Below are 16,006 nucleotides of genomic sequence, written 5' to 3'. Positions count from 1 at the left end.
ATAAATAAAAGGGATGCTAATCATAATGACAAATAATAAACTATAAGCAAAGCTGCTTATTCCAACTGTATTGCCAAGACCAATCAAACTACGAGATGTAGGATTATCTAAAACATAATAATCAAATGCATATAATAAAATATTGATTCCTATAAATACGAAAGTTGAAATAGATGAACTAATTAAGAACTGATAAACTTTTAACTTATTTTGAACCATCTCATTTATCCCTTCTTTTTTCATCTACTGAATATAATAAATGACCCCTGCAATAAAAAATGAAATCATTCCTACCAGTCCAGACCATAATGAAAATTTAAAATTTGATTTCCGATCCTCTTTCATTTGTGTATAAAAATTAGCTCTTTGTTGTTCACCACTAGTAAAAACACCCAATGTTATTCCTGATAATAAAAATCCAATGATTCCAATGAAAATAAATAGATTAAGTATCTTCATCTTACCCCTCACTTTTTTGGTAAATATTTACATATTTTATATTATTCTTCTTTGTTTATATATGTCCTTTAAAATAAGTGATAAGCTAAGAATGCTAGATCGCATACTTCTAGTAGACCACTTTAGATGGATTAAGAATGGGTACATTCATACTTTCTCTTAGAGATAAAAAAAACAGCTCAAATTACGCATTTGAACTGTTTTTACACTTTACTATTAGATTACATTTGTTCTTTGATTAACTATCTATATTATCCTAGTGGATTTTCTCCAAATCTTGCCCATAATTCCGGAAACATATTTTCTAAATCATCTGTATCTTCTTCCCAATCAAATTCAAAGTCGACAGCTGGCTTTAGTCCTTTTTTGTCGAGTTTTTCTAACATTTCATCATGAATGTGATCATCCCATTCTGTATCTCCAGTCTTTTTAAATGTATAAGCATCTAAGCCGACTGACAGTATCTCTTCATTTTGAGGATAACCCTCTTCATCTAGAGTTTCCTCACGGATATATGTTGCAAGATACTCGTGATTTTCTATAACCTTATGATATATTTCTTCACCCTGACCAATTAACCATCCCCTGAAATAATCAAACGCATCATCAGAACAGCCACCCATTAGAATATAAGCTGCACCCCATAAGCGAGATTGGTAACTTTCATTCATGAAACTTTCAAAATAGAATTCAAACTCTAATATTTCATTTGATTCTCTATGAGATAATACCTCTGTTAACCATTCTGCTTGATTCTCGAATTTCTTTGATTCTTCTATTAAACACCAAAATTCTTTTTTGTCCAAGGTATTCCCTCCAATTAACTTTACATAAAAAAAATTTACTACAATCATTTTAGCATAAATATATGTCTTCTTTTCATTCTTATAAAAACTACACTCATAACATCTTTTAGAAACAAGCCTACAAAAAAAGTAAACCCTAATCATTCGACTAGGGTTTACTTTTTTATTTAATATCTTTACTAAAAGCATATGATAATTTACGATATTCCATTTTTTCTTCATAAAAACGATGTGCATCAATTCTTTGTAAGCCTGACTGAAGTGAAACAAGCTCGCAGCCGTTTTCCTTCCCAAATTCATGAATATAATCTAGTAGTTGTTTGCCATAGCCATTTGAACGACGATTCTGATCTGACACTAAATCATAGACAAAAACGTGCTTCCCATTATAGAAATTCGTTAAAATAATGATTCCTGCTACTGCTACAGTTTGACCATGATCTTCTAAACCAATTAGCTTGTAGCCTTCCTTCTTCATTTCCTCATATAGCTCAAAAAATGATTCTTCCGTTAAATGTGTGCGAAGCTGTTTTAAAACTTGAAAACCTTTCAGTAATTCTTCTTTTGATTCATAGTGTTGAATTGAGGTCTTACTGTTCATTTGAGTACCCCTTTCACTTTCAACATAATTTTTAAACACTCATTACATTTTCACCGGTTTCAGCCTCACGTTTAAATAATCTAGAATACACTCCGTCCATTTCCAATAAAGCGTGATGCGTACCTTCTTCAACAACGATACCGTTTTCTAATACAACAATACGATCTGCCGTTAGTACAGTTGAAAGGCGATGGGAAATGACGATTACCGATTGTTTTGATTTTCTTTTTTGAATTGCCTCATTTATTTGTAATTCTGTAATAGGGTCAAGTGCTGAGCTTGCTTCATCTAATATCAAGATTGGTGAATTTTTGACGAGTGCTCTCGCTAAAGATAAACGTTGTTTTTGACCACCTGAAAGAAGCGCTCCTCTTTCTCCAATTGAAGAATGTAGACCATCTGGTAATGAATCATAATAATCAGATAAACCACTATCTCTTAAAGCTTGAACAAGCTCTTCATCAGTCGCTCTTTCATTTCCAATCTTAATATTATCTGCTAAGCTACCATTTCGTAACTGTACATCCTGTGAGACGAATGAAATTGAGTCTCTAACCCATTTAGCATTCGACTGCTCGATTGATAATCCATCAATGTCAATCGTACCACTATTTAATGGATATAGACCTAATAATAAATCTACAATTGTTGACTTCCCTGCACCACTAGGTCCTACGATGGCAACTGCCTCTCCAGGTTTTACTTGGAATGTTAAGCCATTTAATACAAGGTCTTCTTTATTTGGATAACCAAATTTAACATCTTTAAATTCGATTAAACCATCCACAACATCTAGTTTCTTTCCTTCTTGTACTTCAAAAGCAGATGTTGGCTCAGCTAATAATTTTTCGGAACGATCAAGTGCTGGACCCGTTCTTCTAACAGATAACCAATTTCTTAGCATTCTTTGAATTTCATTTGCCGCAATAGTAACTAGACCGCCCGCTGTTAGCATTTGTCCACTTGTAATTTGTTCATTTGATATTAATAAAACACTAATAAAATAAACCGAAGCCAAAGCGAAACCATTGTAGCTTCCGATGACAACAATAGACTGCATTCTTGCTTTTAACTCAATGATCGATTCTTTGACAAATGATTTTCTAATATCTGCTACACTTTGAATCTCATAATCTGTTGCACCAAGAATTCTAGATAGCTGGATGCCTGTTACAGATTCACGTAGTCTTTCTAAATAACGTGACGCTTCTTCTCTTGCTCTTGCAGAAGCATTTCTTGTTCTAGCCCCAACTTTATTTGACGTCCAATAAAACAATACACCTAAAACTACACTCGTAACCATTAAGTATGGGTGGATCCATAATAAAACAACACTATAAATGACAACACCTTGTACTGATGCCATAAAAGTAGAACCTTCCCATGCTAAGAAATTATGAAGTGTATCAGGGTCATCTGATACTCTAGCTAGAAGTTCACCAGATTTCGATTGATGAAAATATGAATACGGTAAAATTTGCAAATGCTTAAATAAGCGTAATTTTTGCCAATTTGTAACTGACTTTGCTACATGATGACAAAAATACTCGTCGATTACCATTAAAATTAAATCAAGTATTGCTGCAATAACTAGTAACCACATTAATCCCCAAAGTAATGTATTTTCATGATTTGGAATGATATGATCTACTAACCATCCCATACCTAAAGTCGGAATTAAAGCTGCACAAATTTGACTTAATGCTATGACAAATGAATCTGCAAATACCCACTTTTTATGAGGTATTAGAAACTGAATAACTCTTTTTCCATCACCTATTTTTTTTATTTTATTTTGGTTCATACGGCACTCTCCTTATCTAGTTCACTGTACTGTGCCATATATAGTTGATAATACTGCCCTTTTAATGATAGAAGTTCTTCATGTGTACCTTGTTCAGCAATTAAACCTTTGTCTAATAACAAAATACAATCTGCGTCTTTTACTGTAACAAGTCGATGAGCAATCGTTATTGTCGTTCTTCCAGGAATTAACTTCTCAAGGGAAGACTGTACCTTCTCTTCAGTTTCTCCGTCTAAAGATGATGTTGCTTCATCAAATATCAATACTGGCGGATGTCTTAAAATTGCACGTGCTAATGCTACGCGTTGCCTTTGACCACCTGAAAGCTTTAAACCTCGTTCTCCAACGATTGTCTCAAATCCTTCTGGCAATGAATCTATTAAATCTCCTAAATCAGCAGCTTCTACGGCAAGTAGGAGTTCTTCATCAGTTGCATTTGGTTTAGCATATAATAAATTTTGTTTCAGTGTGCTATTTAATAAGAACGTCTCTTGAGAAACAACTCCGACATGTTGGCGTAATGATTGAAAATCATGTTTTGATAAATCTTTTTGATCAACAAATATTGAGCCTGATGTTGGTTCATATAATCCTAATAATAATTGGATTAATGTACTCTTACCTCCACCACTCGTTCCTACTATTCCAATATGCTGCCCTGACTTTATTGAAAAAGATACACCCTTTAATACTTCTTCATTAGCATTGGGATATGTAAATCGAATATTGTTCACATCAATATCACCTTTTACATTTTTAAAAATAGGAAATGATTCAGATTGCTCCGAAGGTAAATCAAAATACTCATAAATACGCTCAAGAGCAGGAATTGCTTGTTGAATTGTAAGAGCGTTTTCAGCAAGAGAGCGCACCGGCATAAACATTGTCGGAATAAATCCTAACACAGCTATTAAAGTCCCTAACGAAATGTCATGTTGCCATACTGAATATCCTCCAACCAACATGATGACACCAGGTGCACCATTATTAAAAACATTGCCTAATCTCCAATTAAATTTACCAAAAAGCGCCAGTCGGATTGCAAATCTCTTCCATATTGAAAGCTTTTCCTCTAAGCGCTTATTTTCTTGTTCCTGCGTTTGAAATGTGCGAACAAGTCGAACTGATTCAATACTCTCTTGTGTATGATTATATAAATCAGCGCTCATATCTCGTGAAATGGCACCCATTTTACGTACTTTAGTTCCAATCATAAATGAAGGTACTAAATAAATTACAAAAACAATCAGCATGATTACAGCTGCTGGCCAATACAAAGGAAACACTGCAACAAATGCTGCGATTGCTGCGATCACTTGTTGAATAAATCTCGGAACAACAGTATTATTCAGATTTTGAACAGATTCTACATCATGCGTTAATCGAAATAACATATCTCCACGAGGTGTAGTTGAAAAAAATGACATTGGTGCTTTTTGAAGTTTTTTAAACGCTCGTAATTGCATATCACTTATGACATCGAGACCAATCTTTACTTGAATAAATTCTTGTAAAGATTCAAATACAACCTTACATAAAAATGCCAACATGATTCCAAAAATAAAATAGAAAAGAACTTGTGAATTAGCAGCTCCTAATAACTCATCCACGACTTTTCCCGTTAAAATTGGTGGAATAACTGCAAAAGCTCCAGCTATTAGAGAACTACCAAAAGCAAGGAGTAAAATTTTCCAGTACGGTTTAAAGTGATTAAGTGTTTCAATTAAGATCTTCATATATTTCCCCCCTAACTTGTAACATTTTACATTATTTTCTAACTATTTTCATTATTAAAAAAAGAATTGATAGACTAAGTTCGCATTTAAAGGTAAATCTTCAATATTTCGTTTCTATCGATTCTAATGAAACAAGTGATATCTTTGTCTTTCCTCATTCTTACTTTACTCTTTACCTATCTTTTTTTCTTCATTATTAAGTTTGAAATTAATTACTCGTTTTGTTGTAATCTCCATTAAAAAATCTACAACTTTTGTCGTAGATTTAATGATCATTTTTAATTTTATATTAGGTTTTCATATAGTCATCATGTAAGTTTTCCGTTTTTAAGTTTCTCATTTAAATATTGTTCCGATTGTCCTCTAGGGATACTTAAACTTGTAAACTGTTCATTTTTAACTTGTTTTCCTACATAAACAATTTGACCAATATGATAACCATAATGACTAATCTGTCTATGTATTGCTTGTAGTACAAAATGAGCTTCTCCTCTTATGGTGATTGTTTTTAGAATGTCATCTTCTTTTAAATTTTTAATTGCCGAGAATACTACATCCCATCCTTTTTCCCACGCTGCGAGTAATTCTTCCTTTGAAGAATAAGTCCCCTCAAATTCCTGATCTCGATTACGCCATGTTTTCTCTCCATCTGACGTCAAAAAATCAGTCCATCTTGAGATCATGTTACCACTTAAATGTTTAACGATAATGGCAATACTATTCGATTCACTAGAGGGCTGCCATACTAATTCTTCATATGACAATTGCTTCATCGTAAGATCACCTAGTTTTTTAATCCCTTGAAATTCTTTTAAACTATTTAATAAGAACAGTTCTTCCACTGACACTCAACTTCCCCCTTTAAAAGATACCTATAAACATATATATGAACAGTATAAAAATGAAAATGAATAGGTTTCAATTATTTTCTATGAAATTCTTATCAAGTACCAAATAAAGTTTAATCATAAAAAAAACACAGCCAATTAAGGCTGTGCTTATGTGTCTACATTATTTTATACGCCGACCGTCATCCAGCTAGCGTCTTGTGGATTTTTTCTCCAAGCAGTTAGTTTTGCTACATGGTCTTCTTTAATAGAGCCTTGCTCTTTTGCTACTTCTACTAAAGTGTCGTAATCAGTTAGAGAGTAGTACGTTACGTCATTTGCTTCGAATTTTTCTACTGCTGCTGGTAGATTATATGTGAAAATTGATACGACTCCTGCCACATCACATCCTGCTTCGCGCAATGCTTCTACACATGTAATGACGCTTCCACCTGTTGAAATCAGGTCTTCTACTACTACAACTTTTTGTCCTGCATTAATTGGACCCTCAATTTGATTACCTTTTCCATGACCTTTTGCAGAGCTGCGGACATAGACCATCGGTAAGTTCATTAAATCGCTTGTCCAAGCTGCATGTGGAATTCCTGCTGTTGCAGTTCCAGCAATTACATCCACTGTGCCAAATTTTTCTTCGATTAATTGAACTAGACCTTTTGCAATATTTTTACGAATTTCTGGATAGCCAAGAGTTAAGCGATTATCACAATAGATTGGAGATTTGATTCCTGATGCCCAAGTAAATGGAGTTTCAGGTTGAAGGCTTACTGCTCCAATGCTTAATAAGTTTGCTGCGATATTCTTTTTCATATGATTACGCCCTCCCATTGTGCTAATATTTCTTCGTATGCTTCTACTGGATTTTCACTTTTTGTAATACTGCGTCCTACTACAATATAGCTACTTCCTAATTGTCTAGCTTTCGCCGGAGTAGTTACACGTACTTGATCATCTACACTATTATCTGCTAATCGTATGCCAGGTGTTACTGTTATAAAGTTATCACCTTCAACGGCTGCTTGGACTAATTCTACATCTAGTGGTGAGCAAACTACGCCATCCAGTCCACTTTCTTCTGTTATTGCAGCATAAAGTTTAATCGAATCCATTAAGGATGTAAGACCTTGTTCATGGATTACTTGTTCTTCTGAAGTGCTTGTAAGTTGAGTTACAGCTATTAGTAACGGTCTTTTTTTACCAGTCGGAGTGCCTTCTTCTAGCCCTTCTAATGCTGCCTTCATCATTTTCGTTCCACCTGCTGCATGCACATTTACCATGTCTACTTCTAAAGATGCGATATTTTTCATAGCATGTTTTACTGTATTTGGAATATCATGAAGCTTCAAATCTAAGAATATTTGATGTCCTAGTTCTTTTAGTTCCTTAATGATCGCTGGACCCTCTTTGTAAAATAGTTCCATCCCTACCTTTACATATAGAGATTTTTGAAATTTTTTTACAAAATTCATTACTTCTTCTTTTGAAGAAAAATCAAGCGCGATGACCACTTGTGATGACATGTTGTTTCCAGCTCCTTCCAATACATTCTTCAATCGACTGATAACCGTATTTTTCTAATACTTCTGGTAGTTCATCTATGATTGTTGGACAAACAAATGGATCAACAAAGTTTGCCGTTCCTACACCGATTGCACTTGCTCCTGCTAGGAAAAATTCTAGTGCATCTTCTGCGTTCATTACGCCACCCATTCCAATGATTGGGATGCCAACTACTTGACTAACATCATGGATCATTCGAATTGCGACTGGTTTAATTGCTGGACCTGATAATCCACCTGTTTTATTTGCAAGAATCGGTTTTCCCGTTCTTAAATCTAGTCTCATCCCTAGTAATGTATTAATCATTGTTAAACCATCTGCTCCGGCATTTTCAATTGCTTTTGCGATTTCTACAATGTTGGTTACGTTTGGAGATAATTTTACGTAAAGCGGAACTTCGCTTACTTCTCTCACTTTTTTTGTGACTTCAGCCGCTGTTGCAGCATCCGTTCCAAATGCAATCCCACCACATTTTACATTCGGACAAGAAATATTTAGTTCTAATGCTTTTACATTACTTACTTTTGATATTTCTTTTGCTACTGTAACATAGTCATCTATTGTTGAACCTGCAATATTTGCAATGATTGGTACATCATAGCTTGAAAGCCATTTTAATTCCTCATTGATTACTTTTTCTAATCCAGGATTTTGAAGACCGATTGCATTTAACATTCCAGCTTGCGTTTCCGCAACACGGGGTGTTTCATTTCCGTATCTTGTTTCAACCGTTGTCGCCTTGATCATAATGGCACCAAGTACGCTTAAATCATATAAATTGGCAAACTCTCTACCAAATCCAAAGCAACCTGAAGCTGGCATAATCGGATTTTTTAAATCTAAGCCAGGAAGTTTTGTTTGTAATGAAATCATAGAACTACCTCCTCAGCCTGGAACACTGGTCCATCACTACAAATTTTACGATAAGATCCATCTTCTGTATGACATACACATGCGAAACAAGCACCGATTCCACAGCCCATTCGTTCTTCAAGTGATATATAGCCATCCTTCATACCTTTATATTGCTGTTGTAAAGCTTTTAACATCACAGTTGGACCACATGCAAAGTATTGATCAAATTGAAGCTCTTTTTCACGGATAACATCAGTTACGAATCCTTTCGTACCAAGAGTTCCATCTACTGTTGCCATAAAAGTTGGACCTAATTCTGAAAACTCTTTTTCATAAAAAGCTACATTGCTTGATGCAAACCCTAGTACATGAATGACATTTACACCACGTGCTTTAAATTGCTTCGAAAGTTCATACATTGGAGGGACTCCAATTCCACCGCCTACTAGTAGTGCTGTATCCCCTTCAGAAAGAGATTCAATATCATAACCTTGACCAAGAGGACCTAATACATCAACCTGTTGACCAACGCTTGCTTCTTTTAATAGCTTCGTTCCTTCACCTTCTGCGCGGAATATCATCGTGAACTCACTTTTCTCTTTGTCGACTCGACATATACTGATTGGTCTTCTTAAAAGTGGTGTTAGTCCACCAGTCACTTTTATATGGACAAACTGCCCAGGAGAGTGCATCTCCTGAACTAGTTCACCTTTTAATGTCATTTCGACAATTTGATGGGCAATTTCTCTGTTTGAGACAATTGTCATGAGTTCTTTTTTTATCATACTAATACGCCAGCCTTCATTTCTTTGTTTGGTAGTGCAGAAGTTGAGAATGTTAAGCTTTCAATTACTGATAGTATTGCAGTTGCTGTATCTAGTGAAGTTAAGCAAACTACTCCGTTTTCAACCGATTCACGACGAATTCTGAATCCATCACGAGCTGGTTTTTTACCTTTTGTTAATGTATTGATTACGAACTGTGCATCTCCACGCTTGATCATGTCTAGCATATTGTCTTCATGCTCGTTAATTTTGTTTACTGCTTTTACTGGTACACCGTGGTTTTCTAAATGATTTTTAGTTCCTTCAGTACCGAAGACTGTAAAGCCAATTTCATGGAAGCGTTTTGCGATATTTACTACTTCTTCTTTATCTTTATCAGCTACTGTAATGATTACTGAACCGTGAGTTGGGATATGCATTCCAGCAGCGACTAATGCTTTGTACAATGCTTTTTGAAGACTTACATCTTTCCCCATTACTTCCCCAGTTGATTTCATTTCAGGGCCTAATGTTATATCTACTGAGCGTAGTTTTGCAAATGAGAACACTGGTGCTTTTACATATACTTCTGTTCCTTCAGGGTGATAACCAGTTGCGTATCCGAAAGAAGCTAATGTTTGTCCTAAAATAACTTTCGTTGCAATATTTGCCATTGGTACATTCGTAATTTTACTTAAGAATGGTACCGTTCTACTTGAACGAGGGTTTACTTCTAGTACGAAAACTTCATCTTTATCCGTTACAACAAACTGGATGTTAAGCAAGCCTTTGATATTTAAGCCTTTTGCTAGTTTGATTGTATATTCGATTAATTTTTGCTTCGCAGCTTCTGTTACATTTTGTGTAGGATATACTGCGATTGAATCTCCCGAGTGAACGCCAGCTCGCTCGATATGCTCCATAATACCTGGGATATATACATCGATTCCATCAGAGATTGCATCTACTTCAATTTCTTTCCCAGTTAAGTAACGGTCGACTAGTACTGGATGTTCTGGGTTGATTTTTACTGCATTTTGCATGTAGTGTAGAATTTCTTCACGGTGATATACAATCTCCATAGCGCGTCCACCAAGTACGTATGATGGTCTTACTAGAACTGGATAACCAATTTCATCCGCGATTGCTGCTGCTTCTTCTGGTGTCATAGCAGTTTTACCAAGCGGTTGTGGTACTCCTAGTTTTTGTAATGCTTCTTCAAACTTATCACGATCTTCTGCACGATCTAAATCTTCAAGTGATGTTCCTAAAATTTTCACACCATGTTCTACTAATTTATCAGCTAAGTTAATGGCTGTTTGCCCACCGAATTGAACAACTACTCCCATCGGTTTTTCTAAATCAATGATGTGCATTACATCCTCAATTGTTAGTGGTTCAAAGTAAAGTTTATCTGAGATACTAAAGTCTGTTGAAACTGTCTCTGGGTTGTTGTTTATGATGATCGCTTCATATCCTGCTTCTTTAATTGCTCTTACACAATGTACTGTTGCATAATCGAATTCGACACCTTGACCAATTCGTATCGGACCTGAACCTAGTACTACAACACTTGTTTTGTTCGTAACGATTGATTCGTTTTCGATTTCATATGTGCCATAAAAGTATGGTGTTGTTGATTCAAATTCAGCTGAACACGTATCAACCATTTTATAAACTGGTAAAATTCGATTTTGCTTTCTGATATCATAGATCTCTTTGTTTGTTGCATTCCAGTTTGCTGCAAGATACTCATCACTAAAGCCCATCTTTTTCGCCTTAAGCAAGACATCTAAGTCAAAGTGATTTGCTTTGATCGTTTGTTCCATGTTAATGATATTTTCGATTTTATGAAGGAAGAAGAAATCAATTTTTGTAATTGCATGAATCTCTTCAATCGTCATTCCATTTCTCATTGCTTCTGCAACAATGTATAATCGTTCGTCATCAGGTTTTGCCATTCGTGCGATCATTTCTTCTTTTGAAAGTTCTTTTACTGTATTTAATTCGATATGATCGATACCTAATTCAAGTGAGCGAACTGCTTTTAATAATGACTCTTCTAATGTACGACCAATTGCCATTACCTCTCCAGTTGCTTTCATTTGCGTTCCTAGAAGGCGATTTGCTGTTTCGAACTTATCAAATGGCCAACGTGGGATTTTTGAAACAATATAGTCTAATGCAGGCTCAAAGCAAGCATATGTTTTCTTCGTTACTGGGTTAATCATTTCATCAAGCGTTAAGCCAACTGCAATTTTTGCTGCTAATTTAGCAATTGGGTAGCCAGTTGCCTTTGAAGCAAGTGCACTTGATCTTGATACTCGAGGGTTTACCTCAATTACATAGTATTGGAAGCTGTCAGGGTCAAGCGCTAGTTGTACGTTACATCCGCCTTCAATTCCTAGTGCTCTTATAATTTTAAGTGATACATTTCGTAGCATTTGATATTCACGGTCACTTAAAGTTTGAGAAGGAGCAACTACGATTGAATCACCAGTATGTACCCCTACTGGATCAATATTTTCCATGTTACATACTACGATTGCATGGTCATTTGCATCACGCATTACTTCGTATTCTATTTCTTTAAATCCGGCAATGCTTTTTTCTAATAGACATTGAGTAACTGGACTATTTTTTAATCCACTTGCTACAATTTCTTTTAGCTCTTCTTCATCGTGGCAAATTCCGCCCCCTGTACCACCTAAAGTAAATGCTGGTCGAACAATTACTGGATAACCGATTTGCTCAACAAAATCATAAGCTTCACTTAAGGAGTGAATGATTGCACTTTCAGGTACTGGCTCGTTTAAATCATTCATTAACGTTCTGAACAAGTCTCTGTCTTCTGCTCTGTTGATTGCCTCAAGGCTTGTTCCTAAAATTTTAACTCCGCAATCTTCTAACACACCAGATTTTGCTAGTTCTACAGCTAGGTTTAGTCCTGTTTGACCTCCTAAAGTTGGTAAAAGTGCATCTGGACGTTCTTTACGGATGATTCGACTAACAAAATCCACTGTTAGAGGCTCGATATATACTTTATCCGCTGTCTGAACATCAGTCATAATTGTTGCAGGGTTTGAGTTCACAAGGATTACTTTGTATCCCTCTTCTCTAAGTGCTTGACATGCTTGAGTACCTGCATAATCAAATTCAGCTGCTTGGCCGATTACAATTGGTCCTGATCCGATCACTAAGATGGTTTCGATGTCTACGCGTTTTGGCATTGTAAGTTCCCCTCTCTTTTATGAGCTTCCATCATGTTCATGAATTCATCAAATAAGTAATTCGCATCTTCTGGCCCCGGTGAAGCTTCAGGGTGATACTGAACTGTGAATGCTGGGTATGATTTATGTTTAAGTCCTTCAACTGTCCCATCATTAAGTGCTACATGAGTAACCACTAAGTCTGTTCCATCAATAGAATCCATTTCCACTGCATAACCGTGGTTTTGTGAAGTAATGGCTACTTTACCAGTTTCTAAATGTTTTACTGGATGGTTTGCACCACGGTGTCCGAATTTTAGTTTTGACGTATTTCCCCCGTTTGCTAATGCAAACAATTGATGTCCTAAACAGATTCCGAATAATGGTACTTTCCCTACAACTTCTTTAATCATTTCAATTGCTACTTGAACATCTTTTGGATCTCCAGGTCCATTACTAAGCATTATTCCATCTGGAGCTAGTAAGAAAATTTCTTTTGCTGAGACATTATAAGGTACAACTGTAACGTCACATTTACGATTAGTTAACTCTCTTAAGATTCCGTGTTTCATACCGAAATCTACTAAAACTACTCGATGTCCTCTACCTGGACTTCTATAAGGCTTCTGTGTTGAAACTCTCTCAACATGGTTTGTAAAAAATGGAGTGCTTGTGCTTGTTAATTCTGCAACGACTTCATCTACATTTGCTTCCATGCTACAGAATTTCCCTTTCATCGTACCAACTTCACGTAATTTTCTTGTTAACATACGTGTGTCGATACCTGCTAATCCTGGAATTCCTTTATCTTTACAATATTGATCCAAGCTCATTTTATTTCGGAAGTTTGATGGATGCTCAGCATATTCTTTTACGATTAATCCATGTACTGCTGGAACGATACTTTCAAAATCCTCTAAATTGATTCCGTAATTACCTACTAAAGGGTAAGTAAATGTTACGATTTGTCCACAGTAAGATGGGTCAGTTAATACTTCTTGATATCCTGTCATACCTGTTGTAAATACGATTTCTCCTGTTGTTTCAACTTCGCTACCAAATCCTTCTCCTACAAAAACTGTTCCGTCTTCTAATATTAATTGACGCATCATACTGTTACTTCCCCACTTTCATATACTAATTTGCCATTTACCATTGTCATTACTGGCCAACCTTTACATTTCCAGCCATCAAATGGTGTATTTTTTCCTTTTGAAAGGAATGTTGTTGAATCGATTTCTTCATGAAGTTCTAAATCAATTACCGTTAAATCTGCAACTGCTCCAACTTCAATTTTTCCTCTGTTGATCTTAAATACTTCTGCTGGTTTTACTGTCATAAAATCAATTAGTTGTTTTAATGACATTTTTCCAGTTTGCACAAAATGAGTGTTTAAAAGTGGAAATGCTGTTTCTAAGCCTACAATCCCAAAAGGAGCAAGCTGCATTCCTTGCGCTTTTTCTTCTGCTGTATGTGGTGCATGATCGGTTGCAATCATATCGATTGTCCCATCAAGTAAACCCTCTATTAATGATTCTCTATCTAATGATCCTCTTAGTGGAGGATTCATTTTAAAGTTCGTATCAAGTCCTGGAATGTCATCTTCACATAAAATTAAGTGATGTGGTGACACTTCAGCTGTTACGTTTATTCCTGCTTTTTTAGCATCTCGTACTACTCTTACTGATTCCTTCGTACTGATATGGCATACGTGATAATGACATCCAGTTGCTTCTGCTAATAAAACATCACGTGCAATTTGTACACTCTCACAAATTGAAGGAATTCCGTTTAAATCATTTTCTTTTGAGAATTTCCCTTCGTGTACACAGCCTTTTTGAATTAATGTATTCTCTTCACAATGAGCTACGATTGAAACATTTAACTCAGCAGCTTTTTGCATCGCTTTGTACATCATTTCAGCTGATTGCACACCTACTCCATCATCGGTAAATGCAAATGCGCCATTATTTTTTAATGTTTCAAAATCAGTTTGTTCCTCACCAGCTTGACGAATTGTGATTGAAGCATATGGAAGTACGTTAACTAGTGCAGTATCCTCAATCTTTTTATTTAATGATTGTAAATGTTCAATTGTATCTGGTACTGGTCGAGTATTTGGCATTGCTGAGATTGTTGTGAATCCGCCTCTTGCTGCTGCTTTTGTACCTGTTTCGATTGTCTCCTTATGCTCTCCGCCCGGCTCTCTTAAATGAACATGTACGTCGATAAAACCTGGTGAAAGTAATTTTCCCTCAAGTTCAATTAATGTTGCTTCTTGATCTATGATTGTTTCAGCAATTACTGAAATTTTCCCATTCACTACTAGTACATCACGTTTTAAAAATTCACCGTTTTCTTGTAAAGTGACACCGTTTTTAAACAAGTACTTCATTTTTCATCTCTCCCCATACAGTTGGTAAGGCTCTTTTTAATACAGCCATTCGTACGTAAACACCATTTTCCATTTGCTTAAAGATTCTTGAACGCCCGCATTCGACTAGTTCACTCGCTATTTCTACATCTCTATTGAATGGTGCTGGATGCATGATAATGCTTGTTGGTTTCATTTTGGCTTCTCGCTCGATTGTTAGACCATGCTTTTGTAAGTAATTTTCCATAATGTGATTAGTCTTTTCATCATGTCTTTCATGCTGTACTCTGAGTAGCATCATGACATCAACTTCTTCAACTAATTCATCAAAATTTTTATATGTTCCATAGGTATTTTTATCGTCTTTCCATTCATCAGGACTTGCGAAGAATACTTCCGCACCTAATCTTGTAAGTGCTTCTGCATTTGAACGGGCAACTCTTGAATGTCTTAGATCACCTGCAATTGCTACTTTTAATCCTTCAAATTGTCCAAATTCTTGTTTGATCGTTAAAAGGTCTAGTAGACATTGAGTCGGGTGATTTCCACATCCGTCACCGGCATTTAGGATTGGCATTCCTGCATTTTCAATTTCTTGAAAGTACTCATCTTCAGTATGACGAATGACAACCGCTTCTACCCCAATTGCTTTAAGGGTTTTAACTGTGTCATATAAAGTTTCACCTTTTTGAATACTCGAACTTTCAACCGCTAAGTTGATGACTTCAAGTCCTAGTTTCTTTTGGGCAACTTCAAAGCTAAAACGAGTTCTCGTGCTATTTTCAAAAAATAAATTTGCAACAAATGTCTGACGCTTTAGACTAGTTTTTTCTCCATTTGCAAACTTTTGAGCCTCCATTAGCAAATCTTGAATTTCTTCGATAGTTAAATCAGACATGGTTAATAAATGATTCATCCGTCATCCCCCTAAATGAATTTCATCCGTTTTTTATAACTAGTGCACCCAGGTATGTTTTTAGAGTGCTCCATCTA

The 16,006-nt window shown here is 35.7% G+C and carries 15 protein-coding genes; all 15 read right to left on the bottom strand.

Translation table 11 applies throughout. From position 1 onward, the window contains the following. Positions 1–219, bottom strand: a 219-nt coding sequence (locus V7056_RS03190; protein ID WP_499699219.1) for a hypothetical protein, incomplete at its 3' end; no start/stop codon positions are given. A gap of 24 nt (positions 220–243) precedes the next feature. After that, positions 244–459 (bottom strand): DUF5316 family protein, encoded by a 216-nt coding sequence (locus V7056_RS03185; protein WP_499699217.1) that lies wholly within the window; start codon positions 457–459, stop codon positions 244–246. A 251-nt stretch (positions 460–710) separates the two neighbouring features. Continuing rightward, complete coding sequence (locus V7056_RS03180) at positions 711–1,265, bottom strand: DUF4240 domain-containing protein (protein ID WP_499699215.1); 555 nt, start codon at positions 1,263–1,265, stop codon at positions 711–713. A gap of 163 nt (positions 1,266–1,428) precedes the next feature. Then, a complete protein-coding gene (locus V7056_RS03175; protein WP_499699213.1) occupies positions 1,429–1,866 on the bottom strand; it encodes a GNAT family N-acetyltransferase in 438 nt (145 codons plus the stop codon). Between the two features lie 31 nt (positions 1,867–1,897). Next, positions 1,898–3,670, bottom strand: coding sequence for an ABC transporter ATP-binding protein (locus V7056_RS03170; protein WP_499699211.1), 1,773 nt, complete (start codon positions 3,668–3,670; stop codon positions 1,898–1,900). Next, positions 3,667–5,406, bottom strand: coding sequence for an ABC transporter ATP-binding protein (locus V7056_RS03165; protein ID WP_499699209.1), 1,740 nt, complete (start codon positions 5,404–5,406; stop codon positions 3,667–3,669). The genes V7056_RS03170 and V7056_RS03165 overlap by 4 nt, the downstream gene beginning before the upstream one ends. A 308-nt stretch (positions 5,407–5,714) precedes the next feature. After that, positions 5,715–6,254: a DUF1572 family protein gene (locus V7056_RS03160; protein WP_499699207.1), complete on the bottom strand. Its 540-nt coding sequence runs from the start codon at positions 6,252–6,254 to the stop codon at positions 5,715–5,717. A 168-nt stretch (positions 6,255–6,422) separates the two neighbouring features. Continuing rightward, positions 6,423–7,061: an orotate phosphoribosyltransferase gene (pyrE, locus tag V7056_RS03155; RefSeq protein WP_499699205.1), complete on the bottom strand. Its 639-nt coding sequence runs from the start codon at positions 7,059–7,061 to the stop codon at positions 6,423–6,425. Continuing rightward, positions 7,058–7,771, bottom strand: coding sequence for an orotidine-5'-phosphate decarboxylase (gene pyrF, locus V7056_RS03150; RefSeq protein WP_499699203.1), 714 nt, complete (start codon positions 7,769–7,771; stop codon positions 7,058–7,060). The genes pyrE and pyrF overlap by 4 nt, the downstream gene beginning before the upstream one ends. Further along, complete coding sequence (locus V7056_RS03145; protein ID WP_499699201.1) at positions 7,743–8,684, bottom strand: dihydroorotate dehydrogenase; 942 nt, start codon at positions 8,682–8,684, stop codon at positions 7,743–7,745. The genes pyrF and V7056_RS03145 overlap by 29 nt, the downstream gene beginning before the upstream one ends. Beyond that, positions 8,681–9,451 (bottom strand): dihydroorotate dehydrogenase electron transfer subunit, encoded by a 771-nt coding sequence (locus V7056_RS03140; RefSeq protein WP_499699200.1) that lies wholly within the window; start codon positions 9,449–9,451, stop codon positions 8,681–8,683. Before V7056_RS03140 ends, V7056_RS03145 begins: the two co-directional genes overlap by 4 nt. After that, the gene (gene carB / locus V7056_RS03135) at positions 9,448–12,660 is read right to left on the bottom strand and encodes a carbamoyl-phosphate synthase large subunit (protein WP_499699198.1); all 3,213 of its coding nucleotides are present in this window, start codon (positions 12,658–12,660) and stop codon (positions 9,448–9,450) included. The genes V7056_RS03140 and carB overlap by 4 nt, the downstream gene beginning before the upstream one ends. Continuing rightward, positions 12,645–13,751: a carbamoyl phosphate synthase small subunit gene (locus V7056_RS03130; RefSeq protein ID WP_499699196.1), complete on the bottom strand. Its 1,107-nt coding sequence runs from the start codon at positions 13,749–13,751 to the stop codon at positions 12,645–12,647. Before V7056_RS03130 ends, carB begins: the two co-directional genes overlap by 16 nt. Further along, complete coding sequence (gene pyrC / locus V7056_RS03125; protein WP_499699194.1) at positions 13,748–15,034, bottom strand: dihydroorotase; 1,287 nt, start codon at positions 15,032–15,034, stop codon at positions 13,748–13,750. Before pyrC ends, V7056_RS03130 begins: the two co-directional genes overlap by 4 nt. Further along, entirely contained in the window at positions 15,018–15,929 is a 912-nt protein-coding gene (locus V7056_RS03120; RefSeq protein ID WP_499699193.1) for an aspartate carbamoyltransferase catalytic subunit, read from the bottom strand. The genes pyrC and V7056_RS03120 overlap by 17 nt, the downstream gene beginning before the upstream one ends. Positions 15,930–16,006 lie beyond the last annotated feature (77 nt).

The sequence above is a fragment of the Bacillus sp. JJ664 genome (assembly GCF_036962205.1).
Taxonomy (GTDB): domain Bacteria; phylum Bacillota; class Bacilli; order Bacillales; family Bacillaceae_G; genus Gottfriedia.
This window is presented reverse-complemented; position numbering and strand designations above follow the sequence as displayed.

Coding starts and splice junctions, on each gene's coding strand:
- V7056_RS03185 (WP_499699217.1), bottom strand. CDS start 459: ATGAAGATACTTAATCTATTTATTTTCATTGGAATCATTGGATTTTTA.
- V7056_RS03175 (WP_499699213.1), bottom strand. CDS start 1,866: ATGAACAGTAAGACCTCAATTCAACACTATGAATCAAAAGAAGAATTA.
- V7056_RS03170 (WP_499699211.1), bottom strand. CDS start 3,670: ATGAACCAAAATAAAATAAAAAAAATAGGTGATGGAAAAAGAGTTATT.
- V7056_RS03165 (WP_499699209.1), bottom strand. CDS start 5,406: ATGAAGATCTTAATTGAAACACTTAATCACTTTAAACCGTACTGGAAA.
- pyrE (WP_499699205.1), bottom strand. CDS start 7,061: ATGAAAAAGAATATCGCAGCAAACTTATTAAGCATTGGAGCAGTAAGC.
- pyrF (WP_499699203.1), bottom strand. CDS start 7,771: ATGTCATCACAAGTGGTCATCGCGCTTGATTTTTCTTCAAAAGAAGAA.
- V7056_RS03145 (WP_499699201.1), bottom strand. CDS start 8,684: ATGATTTCATTACAAACAAAACTTCCTGGCTTAGATTTAAAAAATCCG.
- V7056_RS03140 (WP_499699200.1), bottom strand. CDS start 9,451: ATGATAAAAAAAGAACTCATGACAATTGTCTCAAACAGAGAAATTGCC.
- carB (WP_499699198.1), bottom strand. CDS start 12,660: ATGCCAAAACGCGTAGACATCGAAACCATCTTAGTGATCGGATCAGGA.
- V7056_RS03130 (WP_499699196.1), bottom strand. CDS start 13,751: ATGATGCGTCAATTAATATTAGAAGACGGAACAGTTTTTGTAGGAGAA.
- pyrC (WP_499699194.1), bottom strand. CDS start 15,034: ATGAAGTACTTGTTTAAAAACGGTGTCACTTTACAAGAAAACGGTGAA.
- V7056_RS03120 (WP_499699193.1), bottom strand. CDS start 15,929: ATGAATCATTTATTAACCATGTCTGATTTAACTATCGAAGAAATTCAA.